The sequence below is a fragment of the Caballeronia sp. A2-2 genome, assembly GCF_057612605.2.
In genome coordinates this window covers 66,706-83,052 of record NZ_JBVFIR010000004.1, presented here as the reverse complement: position 1 = coordinate 83,052, position 16,347 = coordinate 66,706, and the positions used below count along the sequence as shown (strand labels likewise).

Annotated in this window: 9 protein-coding genes; 4 read left to right on the top strand and 5 right to left on the bottom strand. The window is 60.1% G+C overall.

The genetic code is table 11. From position 1 onward, the window contains the following. Positions 1-3: 3 nt before the first annotated feature. The 3 genes from ACZCWR_RS31305 to ACZCWR_RS31295 form a co-directional block, all read right to left on the bottom strand. Positions 4-3,825, bottom strand: a complete 3,822-nt coding sequence (locus tag ACZCWR_RS31305) for a tetratricopeptide repeat protein (protein WP_487306563.1) — start codon at positions 3,823-3,825, stop codon at positions 4-6. Next, a complete protein-coding gene (locus ACZCWR_RS31300) occupies positions 3,815-6,430 on the bottom strand; it encodes a bifunctional glycoside hydrolase/polysaccharide deacetylase family protein (RefSeq protein WP_487306562.1) in 2,616 nt (871 codons plus the stop codon). The genes ACZCWR_RS31305 and ACZCWR_RS31300 overlap by 11 nt, the downstream gene beginning before the upstream one ends. A 371-nt stretch (positions 6,431-6,801) precedes the next feature. Further along, on the bottom strand, positions 6,802-7,743 hold the full coding sequence (locus ACZCWR_RS31295) for an FkbO/Hyg5 family chorismatase (protein ID WP_487306561.1): 942 nt from the start codon (positions 7,741-7,743) through the stop codon (positions 6,802-6,804). Between the two features lie 1,058 nt (positions 7,744-8,801). Here ACZCWR_RS31295 and ACZCWR_RS31290 point away from each other — a divergent pair. Beyond that, positions 8,802-10,685 carry a diguanylate cyclase domain-containing protein gene (locus tag ACZCWR_RS31290; RefSeq protein ID WP_487306560.1) on the top strand — a complete coding sequence of 628 codons (1,884 nt, stop codon included), beginning with the start codon at positions 8,802-8,804 and terminating at the stop codon, positions 10,683-10,685. A 104-nt stretch (positions 10,686-10,789) separates the two neighbouring features. Then, positions 10,790-12,106, top strand: coding sequence for an MFS transporter (locus ACZCWR_RS31285; RefSeq protein WP_487306559.1), 1,317 nt, complete (start codon positions 10,790-10,792; stop codon positions 12,104-12,106). 854 nt (positions 12,107-12,960) lie between these two features. Here the strand turns inward: ACZCWR_RS31285 and ACZCWR_RS31280 are convergent. After that, the gene (locus ACZCWR_RS31280) at positions 12,961-13,818 is read right to left on the bottom strand and encodes an MOSC domain-containing protein (RefSeq protein ID WP_487306558.1); all 858 of its coding nucleotides are present in this window, start codon (positions 13,816-13,818) and stop codon (positions 12,961-12,963) included. Between the two features lie 190 nt (positions 13,819-14,008). On the opposite strand from ACZCWR_RS31280, the gene ACZCWR_RS31275 reads away from it, so the two are divergent. Together ACZCWR_RS31275 and ACZCWR_RS31270 are read left to right on the top strand one after the other, a co-directional pair. Further along, entirely contained in the window at positions 14,009-14,197 is a 189-nt protein-coding gene (locus tag ACZCWR_RS31275) for a hypothetical protein (RefSeq protein WP_487306557.1), read from the top strand. 5 nt (positions 14,198-14,202) lie between these two features. Next, a complete protein-coding gene (locus tag ACZCWR_RS31270) occupies positions 14,203-14,937 on the top strand; it encodes a hypothetical protein (RefSeq protein WP_487306556.1) in 735 nt (244 codons plus the stop codon). On the opposite strand, the gene ACZCWR_RS31265 is transcribed toward ACZCWR_RS31270, so the two are convergent. Beyond that, complete coding sequence (locus ACZCWR_RS31265; RefSeq protein ID WP_487306555.1) at positions 14,915-16,303, bottom strand: FAD-binding oxidoreductase; 1,389 nt, start codon at positions 16,301-16,303, stop codon at positions 14,915-14,917. The two genes, ACZCWR_RS31270 and ACZCWR_RS31265, sit on opposite strands and share 23 nt — an antisense overlap. Between the last annotated feature and the right edge of the window lie 44 nt (positions 16,304-16,347).

Below are 16,347 nucleotides of genomic sequence, written 5' to 3'. Positions count from 1 at the left end.
GAATCAAAAATACCATTTATAATGCGCGCCGATCTGGGTCACAGGCGTGCCCACACGCGAGACGCGTTGATGCGAGAAATAAAGCGCTGCGTGATCGCCGCCGAACACGCTGCCAGCAAGACCCAAACTGATTTCCGGACCCCAGCCCTGATTCGAGTCGTGCATCACGCCTGCGTCGAGAAACGGCCGCCATGCGCGCGTGTATTGTTCGATCAGATCGTTACCGAAGCCGAAGAACAAACCGTATTGCGAGTACGACTTCGGAATGAACGTGCCCGAATCGGCCGGACCTGCACTCAAGGGAATGAGCCGCGAGATGAGCGCATCCGCACTGCCGCTTGCGCCATAGGCACCATGCGCGCCGATCAGTCGAAGCGTGTAGTCCGGATAGTTCGTGCGCAGCTTGTAGCCGATCTCGCCGCTCGACAGAATGCCGCTGCCGAGATAGTTGCGGGCCTGACTGTAGAAGCGGTCCGCTTCCACGCTGCCCATCGCATAGAGATTCTGCGTCAGGCGATACGTCAAAACACCGACCACGTTGTCCTTCACGCCCCCGACGAGCAGCGCCTGCGACTCGCGCGCGGTCTGATTGCGGCCTGCCCTGATCGACGCCGACAACGACGAATTTCGTCCCCACTCGGCATCGAGCGCGAGGCTCGTGAAGCTGTCCAATGCTTCGCGGCGGCCTGCGGTGACCATGAATGCAGTGTCGTAGGTCTGGCGGCGAGCGAACACATCGACCGAACGATCCACCGAAGGCACGTTGACAAGCTGCGTCGAATCGGTCGAATGCTGAAAGCGCTGCACGCCATTCACGCCGACCATGTAGTGATCCGCGAATTTGATGCTGCCTGCAAGCGTCTGCTCGATGTAATCGAGCGGATGTTCGACGTAGCTCGTCACGCTCGCATCGAGCGATTGCGGCCACAGCATGGCGCTCTCGACCAGACGTGCGTGGAGTTCCGCATCGTCGGGCGCGCCTTCTAAGCCCTGAAATGCGATGTTTTCTGCAGCACCCGGACGATCCACCGCCATCGATGCATCGATCCGGTTATAGATTGGCAGACGCACGTCCTGCTTATCGAGCAGACGTTCCATTTCCGGCTTGTCGTTGTCCGCAAGTGCGATCGCGATCATTTGCTCCGAAGGCTCGACGAGCGTTTCAGCGTATTGACGCGCAAGCCAGCGCTTCGCCAGCGGGTTCGCCTCGCGCGATACGGTCCAGGCGAGCGCCACATCTCGCGCAACGGCCGAAGTCAATTGCGTCTGCTGCGAAGAGACCTTCGTCATCTGAACGGGCGGCAGCCCTGCCGTATCGCCCAATAGCGTGCGACTGACTTGCACGTTGTCCTTTCGTCCCGCATCGCTGTCGAGCAAATCGATCAGGAATGCTTTGGACACGTCCGCGTTCTCGAAGATGGATGCCAAGGTCACGCGTCGCGCCAGCATTTGCTCGCGCGTGTCGCTGTCCTGCATCGAGCGGGCGCGCAGCACGAGCGTCGCGTTCTTGCCGTTCGCGCGAATATCCGCTTCGTCCTGCTGCAACTGACGCCACACGTTGCGGCGAATCCAGCGCGCACGTTCGACGTGGCCCGCCATCTCCTGAGCTTCGGCATAGGTCAGCAGCCAGAGCGGGTCGCGCGACATCGACGCAGCCTGCAAGCGCAGATACTTGAGCGCGGCTTCCGGCTTGTTTTGACGCATCAGAGCGGCGGCGAGCGGTCCCCACATGATGGGTTCCGTCGCGGCGTCGTCGCGCCACGGGGCCATTGCTTCGTTTAGCTGAGCATCTGTGCCGTAATCGACGAGCGTCCACAACAACGCGGCGCGCAAGTCGAGCGTCGCGCCGCGCATGGCGACTGCGCGTTGCAGGTCGGCGAGTGCATCGAGCGGACGGTTGATCTGCCGATAGTATTCCGCGCGCACGCGCAGAAAGTCGGGATCGTTCTCGGCGGCGGCGGTTTCGTCGGGCGTGAGACTGGCGAGCAAGGTGCCTGCGCGATCGTATTGCTCCGCATCGGTGTAATAGTGGATGGCGCTCGACAACGCGCGCTGCGAACGATCACTCTTGAATTGCAGCTCGGCGGTGCGCGCGGCATCGACCGGATAGCTGTTATAGAAATACGTCATGCCTGCGAGGTCTTCAGGCGTCGTGTGACGGCTCGCCAGCATGTGCTTGTACGCATCGTTCGAAAGATCGTCGCGCTGAAGCAGGCGCGCAAGTTGCGCGACGTTGCGCCAATACACCGTGTCGTCGGTCTTCGCGCCCTTGCGCGCCACGAGCAGCGCATCGAGCGCGTGCTGATAGTCGCCGTGACGATACAGCAGGCTCGACGTCAGCAGCGCATACAGCACGTTGTTCGGGTCGCGCTGGCTCAGTTTGCGATAGGCTGCGAGCGCATCGTCATCGTGGCCGGCACGCTCGGAAAGCTGCGCGATGCGCCAGTCCACCGCTTCATCCGATGCACCGCGATCACGGTTGCGCAGGAACGCGAGGGCATCGTCGGGACGGCCGAGACGCTCGTAGGCGGCGACGGCCGAGTCGATCAATTTTAGATCGTTTGGTGAGGCATCCGAAGCATGGACCAATGACTTCACATATGCGTCGTCGTCATTCAGCATGGGCGCGAGGCGCATGACGTTGCGCCAGCCTTCTACATCGCCGGTCGCTTCGGCGTAGGCCAGCCACATCTTGAGCGCAAGCGCCGGCGCATGGTTCCATTCGGCGATCTGCGCGAGGCGGCGCGTCCATGTTCCGGAACGCGGGTTCTTTTCTACTTGCTCTGATGCAACGCGCTGCGCGTTCGGTAAATCGCCCGATTCGAGGAAGGATTGATAGACGAGGTTCGCGGTGTCGTCATCTGAATTGAGCGCAACGCGGAGCACGTGTCTGTGTGAAACGGCGACCGGACCATCCATGTACATGTACTGCGTTTGCCGCGCGCTTACCAGACGTACATTGCCGCCACCCTGAGGCTGCGCCTGCGCATAGCCTGCCAACGCCTTCGCATATCGATCGACCAATTCCGGCCGATGCGCCGCACGCGCCAGATTCAGCAACACGACAAGCGTCTGCCGGTCGCGTGTGAATGCATCGCCATGCTGTTTCGCAGCGGCGAGTGCTTCGTCCAGCAGATTGCCCGACTGCAACGCGCGGATGCCGGAGATGAAGCACTGACGTTGCGCATCGAACGTATCGGCGCTTGCCTGCAGGCGGAACCAACCACTCGCCGCGCCACGATAGTCGCCGCCATACATGGCGAAGCGCACCACTTCACGATTCCATCGCGAGGCCTGTGTCTGATCCTGCGCGGCCAGACGCGTGTAAAGCTGTCCCGCGAGTTGCTGCGCGTTCACGGCAGCCGCCGATTCAGCGAGCATTTGCAGATCGGCATTCGACCATTGCAGCGCCGCTGCATCGGCAAGTTGAGCGCGAAGGCGAGCAAGCGCGGCTTCGCGGCGCGGATCGCCCTCGTTGAACGCGAAGGCCGCGCGCGTCTGCACCTTGATACGCAACAACATGGCAGTCCGATGCGTCTGTTCGCCCGGCATGGCGTCCATGCGCGCGGCGATGCGGCTTGCATCGTCATCGCGTCCAAGGCGTTCGTATTGCGTGCCGAGCACCGCGAGCAATTCGGGATTATCGGGCTGCACACGCAGCCATGCTTCGAGATAAGCGATGCTCAGTTCGCTCGGTGCATCGGTCGATGTCATGCGGCTTTTCAGGCCGTCGCGCGGATGCATGAACCACAACGCGGCGAGCACCACGCCCGCAAGCAGGAGGACCAGCCACGAAGGCGCGATGCGAGGACGATTAGCGACCACAATCGACCTCCACCGGCTTGTAGTTCATTGTCGGGCCGACATCGGCTGTTGTATCGATACGAAGCAACGCGCCGTCCGCATGCGCATTCGACGCGCGGCCATCCACCGTGACCTTGCACTGGCGCGCGTTCGCCAGTTTGACGAACGGTTGATAGTGACCCGCGAACTCGAAACTTATGCCGTGCGGTGTGCGTTTGAAATTGCGCACGAAGCCATTTGCTTCGCCGATGAACGGTAAGGATGACGATGCATCGCCAATTGAGAATCGTGCGTTGCCGTCATTGATATGGATATAGGTGCCATCCGGGCCACCCGCGAAACCGGTCACGCCATCGGCATGATCGAGCGAGGGCTTCGTTGTCTGCGGCCAGTGCAACTCACGCACTTCGCCATTGCCGCGCACGATCCATTCATCCGATTGCGCGCCGATAGATTTCGCCACCGCGAAGCTGCGCCAATCCAGCACCTTGCGGATGTACTCCGTAACATACACCGGCAACACCGGCTGCTTCAGCGTCGTCGTGAACACCTGATCGAGCGCGCGCAGCGAAGCCACTTTGGTGCCGCTATACATGTGGTAATAGATATCGATGGGCTTGAAGCGATACGGCCGCTCGGTCATGTCAAACGTTTCGAGCACGCGCGTGAAGCCATAAAACGGCCCTTTCCAGTCGTTCGTATAGACGTTCTCGTCCTGATTCGGCGCATAGACCTGATAGGCGTCTTTACCCTTGTCGACACCCATCGGCGCAATCACGGTCCAGCTATTGTTTGTCTTCGTGATGACCGTATCGCCACCATTGAAGTCATACACGCCCGCTTCGTGAACCTTGCGCACGACGAAGCCCGGCGGCTGACAATCGCCCGACCATTGCAGCAGCACGGTATTCTTTCCGGCCGGCGCAAGACGCGTGTTGATGTAATCGATCGACCCGGTTATCTCGCGATCGATATTGAAGTGATAGCCCGGAATGTCGAGCGAGAAAGCCGCATCGCCGCCGCCCCGATCCAGTTGCGCGCCGGTCTTGCCATCGACCTGTTCCCACTGAAACGGATGCGAATACGTGTGCGTGCCGATCTCCACATACGGCAGCGCGAACATCTTGCGCGCGATGGTCTCCAGACGCGGCGAGATGTCCTTGTGCAGTCCCGCCGGACCCACTTCACCTTCGATGACGGATAAGGTCATCGGCACCTTGTAGCGCGTGAAAATCTGCTGATAGAGCGCTTCGCCGGAGTAATCCGGGCCGGGAAATTCGGCGCGCGAAGCGAAGCCGTCGCCATCGACGTGCGACATCAGCAGGCGTCGTCCGTTCTCTGTCGTGACGCTCGGCGAAGGCATGTCCTGAAGGCGCAATGCGGCCTTCAGGAAGGACATCGGCTGAATGGCCCAGCGTTGCTGTTCGATGCTGTCGAGCGAAACGACCGTGTATGGACTCAACGCATAACCGCCCCACGGCGTGAGCGCGACCTGATCGACTTGCTCTCCGTTCGCGGACAGCCGTAGCAACGATTGTCCATGCGCACCCACGCGCACGCCGAGCAAATCGCGCGGTTCGGGCTTCGGGTTGATCTCGAAGCCGATCATCGGATCGCGCTTCACAACGGTGACCGGCGCGGACAACGTGGCGCTGACCGCTTGCAGATCGAGCGTGGACGATGCGTTGGCCGCATCGAAACCGAACTCGCCGAGAAACGCGACCGGCACATGGTCGGCCATGCGCGCGGTGATCCAGCGCTGCCACGCGGGCGCATCGGGAATCACGCCGCGCTGCATCCACGCGACGATCCCTGCATAGCGGTCGGGCGTCACGTTATCGGGCAGCGGCGAGGACAGGTCCGCATATTCGACGTCGTAGCCGAGATAATTGAGCGGCGTGGCGAGATCGCGCACGCCGACGCTCGCATCGAGCGGGTCTTTCGTATTGCGATCCTGTACGACGAGAATCCTGCGCGGCAGCACTTCTATCGCCCCTATGCCGACGATGTCGCGCGCCTTGTCCGTCACATACGGGACTACGCCTGAGGCCACGACACGCTTCGCCGTGTCACGCGCGCACTGACGGTCGCTGCGCGTGCAATACTCGATGGAGACGACCGGCACGCCGCTTTGATGCATGAAAGCCTGCGCCGCCGCGATTCGTTGCGTACGTAATGATTCGGAGACTTCGGCTTCATCGGCACCGCGAACCAGCGAATCGCTTACGAATGCATAGAGCGATTTCGCTATAGGTAATGCATCCTGTGTGACGCTCGCGATCAAACGCGCATTCGGATGCATCTCGCGGATACGCGTGGCGGCGGCAAGCGCGATCGGTGTGTCGAGCAGAAAACCACGATAGCCGCGACGCCACAAAGGATCGATTTGACTTGCGATGAACGCGTCGGCGGAGGCGCTAGCGGTGCTGTCGGTGCGCGCGATCCACGTCGTATGCGCGAGCGGATGCATCAAGGGATCGAAGCCTTGCGCCGGGTCGATCACCACCGCATCGAAGGCCTGCAATTGATCGACGGGCACGTTGGCCGCATAAAAGAAAGCCACGTTGGGCCGGATCGTCTGCGCGTGCACGGACGTAAGCGCGGCCATGCCGAGCAAGCCTGCCATCCATGCGCGTGTGATGAGTCGGTTGCCCGCGCGTCGAGCATGCGCGCAAGCGTTCGAAGCGACGCCCGCACGGTCCCACGTCTTCAGATGCACAGCCTTAGATCCCCGTCTTTCCAGATGCCGCATTTTTTTGTTGGCTTGCTCTGCGCGATCAAGACGGCGATTGCCTTCCGTTCGTCAGGGCCAGCGTGTCCGCAATCGCGGATTTGTTAGCCCCACTTTCGGCAAAAAGGCACAATAACTTTAGGGAGTTTGTTCTTGCGATGCGGCCATCGGCATTGGCGGCATTTCTTTAGGGCGAAATTCTTCCGCTTTAGTATTTTATTTTTTGGGAATGGGCTAAAGAATTCGCTTGAGATTCCGTTAGCCCTTTAGCGGGCGCGATGTTCGCGCTTGAGCGCAATCCCTTCTATTTCAACCAGCAGATCCGCGCGGCAGATATCGACATTCAGATAGCGGATGTTCGCTTCATCATGAAACGCGGCGCGGGCGAATTCCATCACGCGTGGCAAATCTTCGGCGTGGCGGACATACACTTTGATGTAGTCGAGATCGTGCAGCGTGTAAGCCTCTGCGCCGATGAGATGCGCGATGTTATCGACCGCGACTTGCCATTGTTTGTCGAGGCTGCCCGCGTGCACGGTTTCGTGTCCAAGAATGCTCGCCGTGCCTGATACGAACAGCAATGAATTCGCGAGCAGCGTTGCACGTGCGAAGCTCGGCGGTTTTGGCCCGTAGCGCGCGGGATATTCATATGCAGGCATCTGCCGCGTGTTCTCTATGTGCTTCACTTCGCTGTCGCGGCATGCGAGAAAGCAGAAACCCACACCCTCGCCCCATGTACCGATGCCGGTCGCGGCAGGCATCTTCGCACCGTGCTTTTCGAAGGCCAACGCGCGGCCCCGGCAGAAGTCGCGATACACCTCCAACCCGTCGCGGTTCGCATCGTTGATATGCGGGATGAAGTTCCACATGCGGAAGATGCTTGCAAACTTCAACTTTGCAACGAGCGCGAAGGCGTTCGAATATGCATCGTAAGTCGCTGCGTCGTAGCGGTCTGACAGTGGGATGAAGCCTGCGCAGAAGAGGAATTCGTCGTTGTGGGCGTAGACGAGTTCATCGGATGCGCCTGACTGGATATCGCTGGTCGAAAGCCATGCTTCCGAGAACATGTTGCCGCGCATTTTCAATGGCAAGGTCGGCACGCCGTTTTTTATGAGCGGACGTCCGCTCTCTGCGCCTAATACGACGCGGCCTAGAATGCCGGAACTGGTTTTGTCGGGGCCGTCGAAATAGGCTTTTAAGAGATGCAATCGATTGCTCCAATGCGTGGGCGAGTGAGGATTATCCTAACATTTAGGCTGCTGCACTAGACGTACGAGATAGTGTTTGTTTTTGCTGTCGTATTTGGGTTTGTTGTTCTTTCGTGCAAGGGGCTGCTGTTGTTTGTTTTGTTTATTCAGTAGCCGCCTCCCCGGCGGGGGGGTAACTTTCTTTGCTGCTGCAAAGAAAGTCACCAAAGAAAGCAGCTTTTACCCCATGCACGATGGCTGGAAAGTGTGGCCTGAATTAACGATGCAGTGGCCGCAATAGGATGTCCCGCGTTTCGTTAAGCGTGTGGGCAACCTAACGATATCGCACTCGAATCCTTTGGTCTTCGTGGACCGCATTCATGCTTTCGGCCATGCGCTGCGCGCGCCGAGAGCTTTAGTACGGAACCCCGCAGCGTATCAGCGCCCAGCGACCTCACACCGCGCCGTTATGTCGTCATTCGGCCCTACCTTGATAAGCGCTTCTGGGCACAGCGCGCACACCAACGCAAGTCACGTTTTAATCGGAGCACTAACCGAGGTAGGACCGAATAGCAAACTAGCGGGGACGTGTGATGTGGCTGGGCGCTTATAGGCTGCGGGATTCCGTTCTTACGTTCTCGGCGCGCACAGCGCATGGCCGAAAGCATGAATGCGGACCACGAAGATCAAAGGATTCGATCACGCAATCGCGAGGTTGCCTAAGCGGCTCGTTATGCGTGGAACATCCTATTGCGGCCACTGCATCGTTAATCCAGACCAACATTTTCCAGCCATCGTGCATGGGGGTAAAAGCTGCTTTCTTTGGTGACTTTCTTTGCAGCAGCAAAGAAAGTTACCCCCCCGCCGGGGAGGCGGCTACTGCAATAAAGACACAAACAAGAGAAGCCCCTTGCACGACATGTAGACAGCACTCAAACCGCAACAAACCCGCACACAACCTACCGAAATAAGCCCAAAACGACCACTTGATCGTGGGATTGAACTGCCCAAGGTCCCCGTACACTGCACGACACAGCATCGACCCCGCATACCCATTCAGCCTGAAAGCAGGAGATGACTTGAACAACTTCGACACTTGGCACGCGGCGCCATTGCCAATCGACGAAGCGAAGCGCGTGCGCCTCCTGCGCAGTCTCGCCGTGCTCGACACGCCGCCCGAGGAAGTGTTCGACCGCATCACGCGCGTGGTCGCGCAAATGTTGCAAGTGCCCATTGCGCTCGTTTCGCTCGTGGACGAACACCGTCAATGGTTCAAGTCGCGCGTGGGTCTGGACGTGTGCGAAACCGCGCGCGATATCTCATTCTGCACGCACGCGGTGCATTCGGAGCGCTTGCTCGTCGTCGAAGACACGCATGACGACGCACGTTTCAAGAGCAATCCGTTGGTGACAGGCGCACCGCATATCCGCTTCTATGCAGGCGCGCCGCTGCGCTCGTGCGATGGTCTCGTGCTCGGTACGCTGTGCGCGATCGATACGAAACCACGCACGCTCACGCCCGGCGAGCAAGCCGCACTGTGCGATCTCGCCGCCACAGTCGAGCGCGAACTCATGCAGCGCGAAGCCGCGCGCAACACGCGCGAAGTGCAGGAAGCCGACCGCCGCAAGCTGCGGCTCTCCGAATCGCGCTTTCACACCATCTTTCAGCAGACGCCGACGGGCAAGGCCATCGTCGAACTGAGCGGACGCTTCATCGAGGTGAATCCGAAGCTGTGCGAAATAACCGGCTATAGCGCCGATGAACTCGTCACGATGACCTTTCAGGAGATCACCGTCGCGGCGGATCTTCCTACCGATCTCAAGCTCGTGGCGGAACTCATCGCCGGACGTCGCAAGACTTATACGCTGGAAAAGCGTTACCGCCGTCGCGATGGCGGCACGGTGTGGATCGATCTGAGCGTGGCGCTCATTCGGGACGAAACCGGCGCGCCGCTGCACTTCGTCGCGGTGATGCAAGACATCACCAGCCGCAAGAACAGCGAGCAAGTGCTGCACGATTATCAGCAGGAACTCGAACGCCGCGTGCTGGAACGCACGTGCGAACTCACCAGCAGCCGCACCGCCTTGCAGACCATCACGGACAATCTGCCGGTATTGATCGCGCATGTCGATGCGGATCAGCGCTATCGTTTCAACAACGAGGTGTATCGCGAAGTATTTGGTAAGGATCCCAATGCATTGCGCGGATGCACCGTGCGGGAGATCATCGGCGCGGTGTCGCACGATCGTTGTCAGCCCTATCTGCAACGCGTGATGCGTGGCGAGCGCGTGACGCACGAGGACGTAATCTACGACCACGCGCCGGGCCGCGTGTGGAACGCGACGTACATTCCCGAATTCAGTCGCGGTGAAGTCGTGGGCTTTTATGTGATGTCGCAGGACATCACCGAACGCAAGCAGTTCGAAGATCAGATGCGCTCCGAAGTCCTGCTCGATGCATTGACCGGCCTTCCCAACCGCCGCGCGCTTCAGGAACAGCTTGCCATCGCGGTCGATGCATCGCGTACGGACAACGTGCCGTTCGCACTGTTCTTTCTTGATCTCGACGGCTTCAAGAACATCAACGACCAGCACGGTCACGATGTCGGCGACGAACTGCTTCGGCAAGTCGCGCAACGTCTGCGCAAGACCACGCGCGCAAGCGATCTGCTGTGCCGCCTCGCCGGCGACGAGTTCGTGTTGCTGGCGCGCGGCATTCCTTCGGCGAGCGCGTGCAGCCGCATCGCGCAGGATATTTGCCGTACCGTCGGGCGCACGTTCGATCTGGGCGCAGTGAAGGCGCGGATCGGCGCGAGCGTGGGCATTGCCATGCGGGAATCGGGATGCGTGGCATCGGCGGAAGCGGTGCTCGGAGAAGCCGACCGCGCGATGTATGAGGCCAAGCGCATGGGACGCAACGGCTTCCGGTTCGCGTCGCTCGTGAAGGAGGCAACGGCGGCGTAGGCTGATCGCCCCACTATTTGGTCACCGCACGGAATCGGCGCGTCATGTGCGCCTTCATGAGACGATTTACCATGCGTTTCATGAAAACCAAAAGCGGAGACACGATGGACGACAAGCTGACGAACGCCTTCCCTCACGCCGCCGCCGGTGTCGGCATGAACGTGCGCTGGCGCGTGCTGATCTGGCTGGTGATCGGCGGCATCATCAACTATCTGGATCGCGCGAGTTTGTCGATTGCCGCGCCCGGCATGATTCACGACCTGGGCCTCACGCGCACGCAAATCGGCCTGCTGGGCACCGTGTTTTCGTGGACGTACGCGGTCATGCAATTGCCTGCGGGATGGATCATCGATCGTTTCGGCGTGAAGAAGGCGTATGCCATCGGCATGATCTGGTGGAGCGTGGCGACGTGGCTCACGGGCATCGTCGGTTCCGTTTCCGGGCTGATCGTGATGCGCATGCTGCTCGCGGTCGGCGAAGCGCCGTGCTGGCCGACTTCCGCGAAAATCACCGCCGCCTGGTTTCCCGCGAAGGAACGCGGCTTTGCCACGGGCATCTGGGATTCGTCATCGAAATGGGGACCGGCGCTCGCGCCCGCGCTGCTCGTCGCGCTGATGATCGCGTTCGGATGGCGCTCGCTGTTTCATGTCACGGGCGCGGTGGGCATTGCGTTCGCGTTCCTTTTTCTCTTTCTGTATCGCAATCCGGCTTCGAGCAAACGGCTTTCGCGCGCCGAGTTCGACTATATCGAAGCGGGCGGCGGCGGGCATGAACGTTCGCTCACGGCGACCTCGCTCAAATGGGGCTCGTTGTTCCGGCATCGAAGCGTGTGGGGCATGATTCTCGGCTATTTCTGCGCGATCTGGCTGTGGAATCTGTTCCTCGTGTTTCTGCCGCTTTATCTGCTGGACCGCTTTCATATCAGCTTCGCGCAGATGGGTTTCTATGCGAGCGTGCCGTGGTTCGGCGGCGCGCTCGGCGAGATCATCGCGGGATGGATTGCGCAGAAACTCGTGGATGGCGGCAGGGCGTCGCCCATTGGCGCGAAGCGCTTGCTGATCGTATGCGGCTCCATCGGCGCGGCGGTCTGCGCCATTGCGCTGCCGTTCACGGAATCGATCACGACGACGCTCGTGCTCATGACGCTCGGGCTTGCGTTTATCGCGGCGACTATCGGCAACGCGTGGGCGCTCGCGGGCGATATCGCGCCGCCGTCGATGGTTGGCTCGGTCAGCGCGATTCAGAACTTTGGTGGATATTTCGGCGGCGCGTTTTCGCCGGTGGTGGCGGGGTTCATCGTGGATCGGACGGGGTCTTATTCGCTGGCGTTCGTGATCGGTGGCGCGATTGCGGGGTGTGCGGCGTTGTTTTACTGGTTTATGGCGCGGAAACGGGTGGAGGAGCCTGCGGCGATTGATTAGTAGATGGCGGCATTTGTCGTGCAATGGGCTTTTGTTGGTTGGGCTTTTATTGCAGTAGCCGCCTCCCCGGCGGGGGGGTAACTTTCTTTGCTGCTGCAAAGAAAGTCACCAAAGAAAGCAGCTTTTTACCCCAGGCTCGATGGCTGGAAAGTGTTGCCTGAATTAACGATACAGTGGCCGCGTTAGGATGTCCCTCGTTGAGTTGAGCGTGTGGGCAACCTGGCGAATTCGCACTCGAATCCTTTGGACTAAGTGGACCGCATTCATGCTTTCGGCCATGCGCTGCGCGCGCCGAGAGCTTTAGTACGGAATCCCGCAGCGTATGAGCGCCCAGCCATCGCCCGCCTTGCCGTTATGTCGTTATTCGGCCCTACCTTGGTAAGCGCTTCTGGGCAAAGCGCGCACCCCAACGCCAGTCACCTCTTAGTCGGAGCGCTAACCAAGGTAGGGCCGGATAGCAATCTTGCGGAGAAGTTTGATGTGGCTGGGCGCTAATAGGCTGCGGGATTCCGTTCTTATGTTCTCGGCGCGCGAAGCGCATGGCCGAATGAATGAATGCGGTCCACTAAGACTTGCATATTCGAGCCCGAAATCGCAAGGTTGCCTAAGCGCTTGTTATGCGTGGAACGTCCTATTGCGGCCACTGCATTGTTAATCCAGATCAACACTTTCCAGCCATCGTGCATGGGGGTAAAAGCTGCTTTCTTTGGTGACTTTCTTTGCAGCAGCAAAGAAAGTTACCCCCCCGCCGGGGAGGCGGCTACTGCAATAAAGACACAAACAGCAGCAGCCCATTGCACAACAAAAAGAACAGAACCATCCCGCTAAATCAAGCATCAACCCAATACACTCGATTAGTCTTCAGCAAACGCAAACTCAAACTCCGCCCGCGCGCCGACACGAAGCTCGCCGCCCACACCCGAAATACAGATCGCGTTCAGCCCGAACGTCACCCCCCCATCCACGCGTGGATTCGCGCGAAAGCCAAGCATAGTGTCGAGCGGCTCGTTCGGCCAGCGTTCGTCGCGCACGCCGTGCGTTTGATCGATCGTCGTGATCGGGCACCGCGCGCAAGGTTTGACCATGCGCAGCACGATGCCATCGAACGTGAGCGTATCGACGAAATCTTCCTCGAACGCGCCCAGTCCCGAGAACACGATGTTGGGTCGGAAACGGTCCATCGGAATGACGGGCGCGCCCTTTTGCGCGAGACGCGCGTTGAGGTCGTCAAGCGACGCAGTGTTCGTGACGAGCAGCGGGAAGCCATCGGAGAAATGCGTGGGTGCGTCGGTGTCGAGCGTCCAATTCTTGCTGGACAGGCGCGTGACGTCATCGGCGAAACGCACGAGGCGCGCGTTCACGCCGAGGATGGCGGAGAACCAATAGGCGGCGGCATCGCCTTCGTCGAGCGCGGGGAATTCGTCGCGCCAGACGCGCACGTCGATGCGTCCGCGTGTTTCGGAACGCGTGAGCGGAACGACGAGCGGCGTGGCGGCATCGGGCGAATTCAACACGAGTTCGGTTTCCGTCACGCGCGGACGAATGCGCGCCATCGCCAGAAATTCGCGCTGCGACAGGAACGTGCCGTCGTGGTCGATCACCATCCAGTGGCGATCCCACGGCAAGCCGAACGGCGTGAGACGCGCACTCGGCAATGCGATCCCACCGCATGATTTCACGGGATAAACGTTCAGCGCGCTGATTGTCGGCATGGTGAGAAGGCTTGTCGTAGCTAGGTTGGATGCAATTTTCGCGCACCGAAAAGTCCACCGCAAGCTGGCCGAATGGCATAAGCCAAACGCACGGATTCAAAGAACACGAAACCTCGCAAATGCGAATGATTTGCAATTGGAGCCGATTTCGCCGATCATCTGTGTCCTGATGAACACGATGAGTCCCGGCATGCTTCAACTACGCGGTCCCGCCCTTTCCGACGCCGGCGATCAATTGGTTACCGACGCGGTGCGCGCGTGGTTTTCCACGCATGAAATCGTGCGGCTATCGCATATCGCACACGGGTTCGCGGCGACGCTCTCCGACGCAGGCGTGTCGGTGCACAACCGCGAACGCCGCGTCACCTATCTGCAATGAGCGCGATGATCGAAGGGACAACGCTTCTTCAACGCACGCTCGCGCCGCGCTTCATCGCGCATGCGCTGGATTTTCGCGTGGAGACGAAACATCTTCTGGCCGAGGAAGGATCGGTTTGCCTCTGGCGTTTTCGTCCCGAATGGAAGGGGCTGGCGAAAACCGATGGGATGGCAAGTCTTTCGAAGAACGAAGCATCGCGCGTGGCGCGCTTCGCGAAATCGCCGGCGAGCAAGCGCTTCGCGGTGCAGCGTGCGGTGCTTAGAACGCTTCTGGCAAGCGTGACCGGCATCGACGCTCGCGGCATTGAAATCGTGGAAGACGTGGACGGTGGCATGAGCGTCGCGTCGCATGAAGCGAAGCTGCATATCGGCATTGCGCATGCGGGGCTGTGGATCATCATCGGGTTGTCGCGTGCGCCGCTTGGGCTGGGCGCGGCCATCGAAACGTTCCTCAGCGTGGACGCGGAACAAAGCCCGCACGCGTGGCCTGCGCTGCGTGCGCAGGTGCGGCGTGCGAGCTTGCTTCATGTGGGCATCGAAACAAACGACGACATGCTGTTCGATGCCGCCAATGCCTCATTCTGCTTCCACGAACTGAGTCACACCTGGCACATCGCCGACATTCCGATGATGGAATCCACCTTGCTAACGCTCGCCGCGCCCTATCCGCTAGGCTGCGTTCACGGCTTCGGCTGGGCCAGCAACGTCACACGCCGCCTTAAACCACCTTCCCCGGATTGAGCAGACCGAGCGGATCGAGCGCGGCCTTGATCGCACGCATCGCGGCGATATCCGATTCGCGCCTGCTTTGCGGCAAAAACTCGCGCTTCTTCGTGCCGATACCATGTTCCGCCGAGATCGACCCCTGAAACTCGCGCGTCACGTCGTACACCACACGGTCGATATCCGCGTGATCGTGCTTCGCGCGGCCCGGCACGTTCACGACGATATGGATATTGCCATCGCCGAGATGGCCGTATGTCATCACGAGCGCATCGGGCCATTGTTCGCGCAGCCGCGCTTCGCAACGTTGCGCGGCATCGCCCACTTGCGCGATGGAAAAGCTCACGTCGTATTCCGCGCGATCGGGGATGAAGCGCTGATACTCGCCGGGCGCATCGCGAATGGACCAGAAATCGCGCGCGTGGCTTTCGGATGATGCAATGGCCGCATCGCTAACGATGCCTTGTTCCAGCATCGCGCCGAGAAATTCCTCGAATGCTTCGTTATGCCGAAGCGGGTCTGTGCCGACGCTTTCCAGCAGCACGTAGAACGGATAACGCTCGTTCAATGGCGCGCGCAGTTGCCTGAGATTGGCGATGACCGCATCGTGATAACCGGCCCACATTACTTCGAACGCCGAAACACCCGCCGCCAGCGATGCCTGCGCGTGTCTGAGCAACGTGGTGACTGCATCGAAATTTGGTAGTCCGCACCATGCGGTAGCGGTCGCGGTAGGTTTGGGCCGAAGACGCAGCACCACGCGCGTGATGATGGCGAGCGTGCCTTCGCTGCCGATCAACAGATGCCGAAGATCGTAGCCGCTGTTGTTCTTGATCATCTTGGTGAGCCCGCCAATGACCTCGCCGCTCGCGAGCACCGCTTCCACGCCAAGCACCTGATCGCGCATCATTCCGTATTTGATGACGCGATTGCCGCCTGCATTGGTCGCCAGATTGCCGCCGATGGAACAACTGCCGCGTGCACCGAGATCGAGCGGAAAATAGAAGCCCGCTGCACTCGCCGCTTCCTGCACGACTTGCAGCGGCGTGCCCGCTTCCACCGTCATCGTGCCCGAGACTTCATCGATTTCGACGATGCGGTTCATGCGCTCAAGGCTTAACGCCACTTCACCGCCACGCGCATTCGCACCGCCGACAAGGCCTGTGAGTCCGCCTTGCGCGACCACCGGTTGCCGATGACGCGTGCATAGCGCCAGCGCTTTCGCCACGTCTTCCGTGGTGCGCGGACGGATCACCGCAAGCGGCGTCGCGCCCGGCATTCCGCTCCAATCGACTACGCGCCGCTCGCCGAATTCATCGGGCAAGGCCACGATGTCCGCACCGAGCGCCTCACGCAATGCGCTCACAGATTCGCTTGCCGACATGTGCTTTCGTCTCCATGGTCGTTATCGTTCGAGCGGACAGTTTA

Excerpts from the sequence above, each read along its gene's own strand:
- ACZCWR_RS31300 (WP_487306562.1), bottom strand. The coding sequence starts at position 6,430 with ATGGCAGGCTTGCTCGGCATGGCCGCGCTTACGTCCGTGCACGCGCAG.
- ACZCWR_RS31285 (WP_487306559.1), top strand. The coding sequence starts at position 10,790 with ATGGACGACAAGCTGACGAACGCCTTCCCTCACGCCGCCGCCGGTGTC.
- ACZCWR_RS31280 (WP_487306558.1), bottom strand. The coding sequence starts at position 13,818 with ATGCCGACAATCAGCGCGCTGAACGTTTATCCCGTGAAATCATGCGGT.
- ACZCWR_RS31275 (WP_487306557.1), top strand. The coding sequence starts at position 14,009 with ATGCTTCAACTACGCGGTCCCGCCCTTTCCGACGCCGGCGATCAATTG.
- ACZCWR_RS31270 (WP_487306556.1), top strand. The coding sequence starts at position 14,203 with ATGATCGAAGGGACAACGCTTCTTCAACGCACGCTCGCGCCGCGCTTC.
- ACZCWR_RS31265 (WP_487306555.1), bottom strand. The coding sequence starts at position 16,303 with ATGTCGGCAAGCGAATCTGTGAGCGCATTGCGTGAGGCGCTCGGTGCG.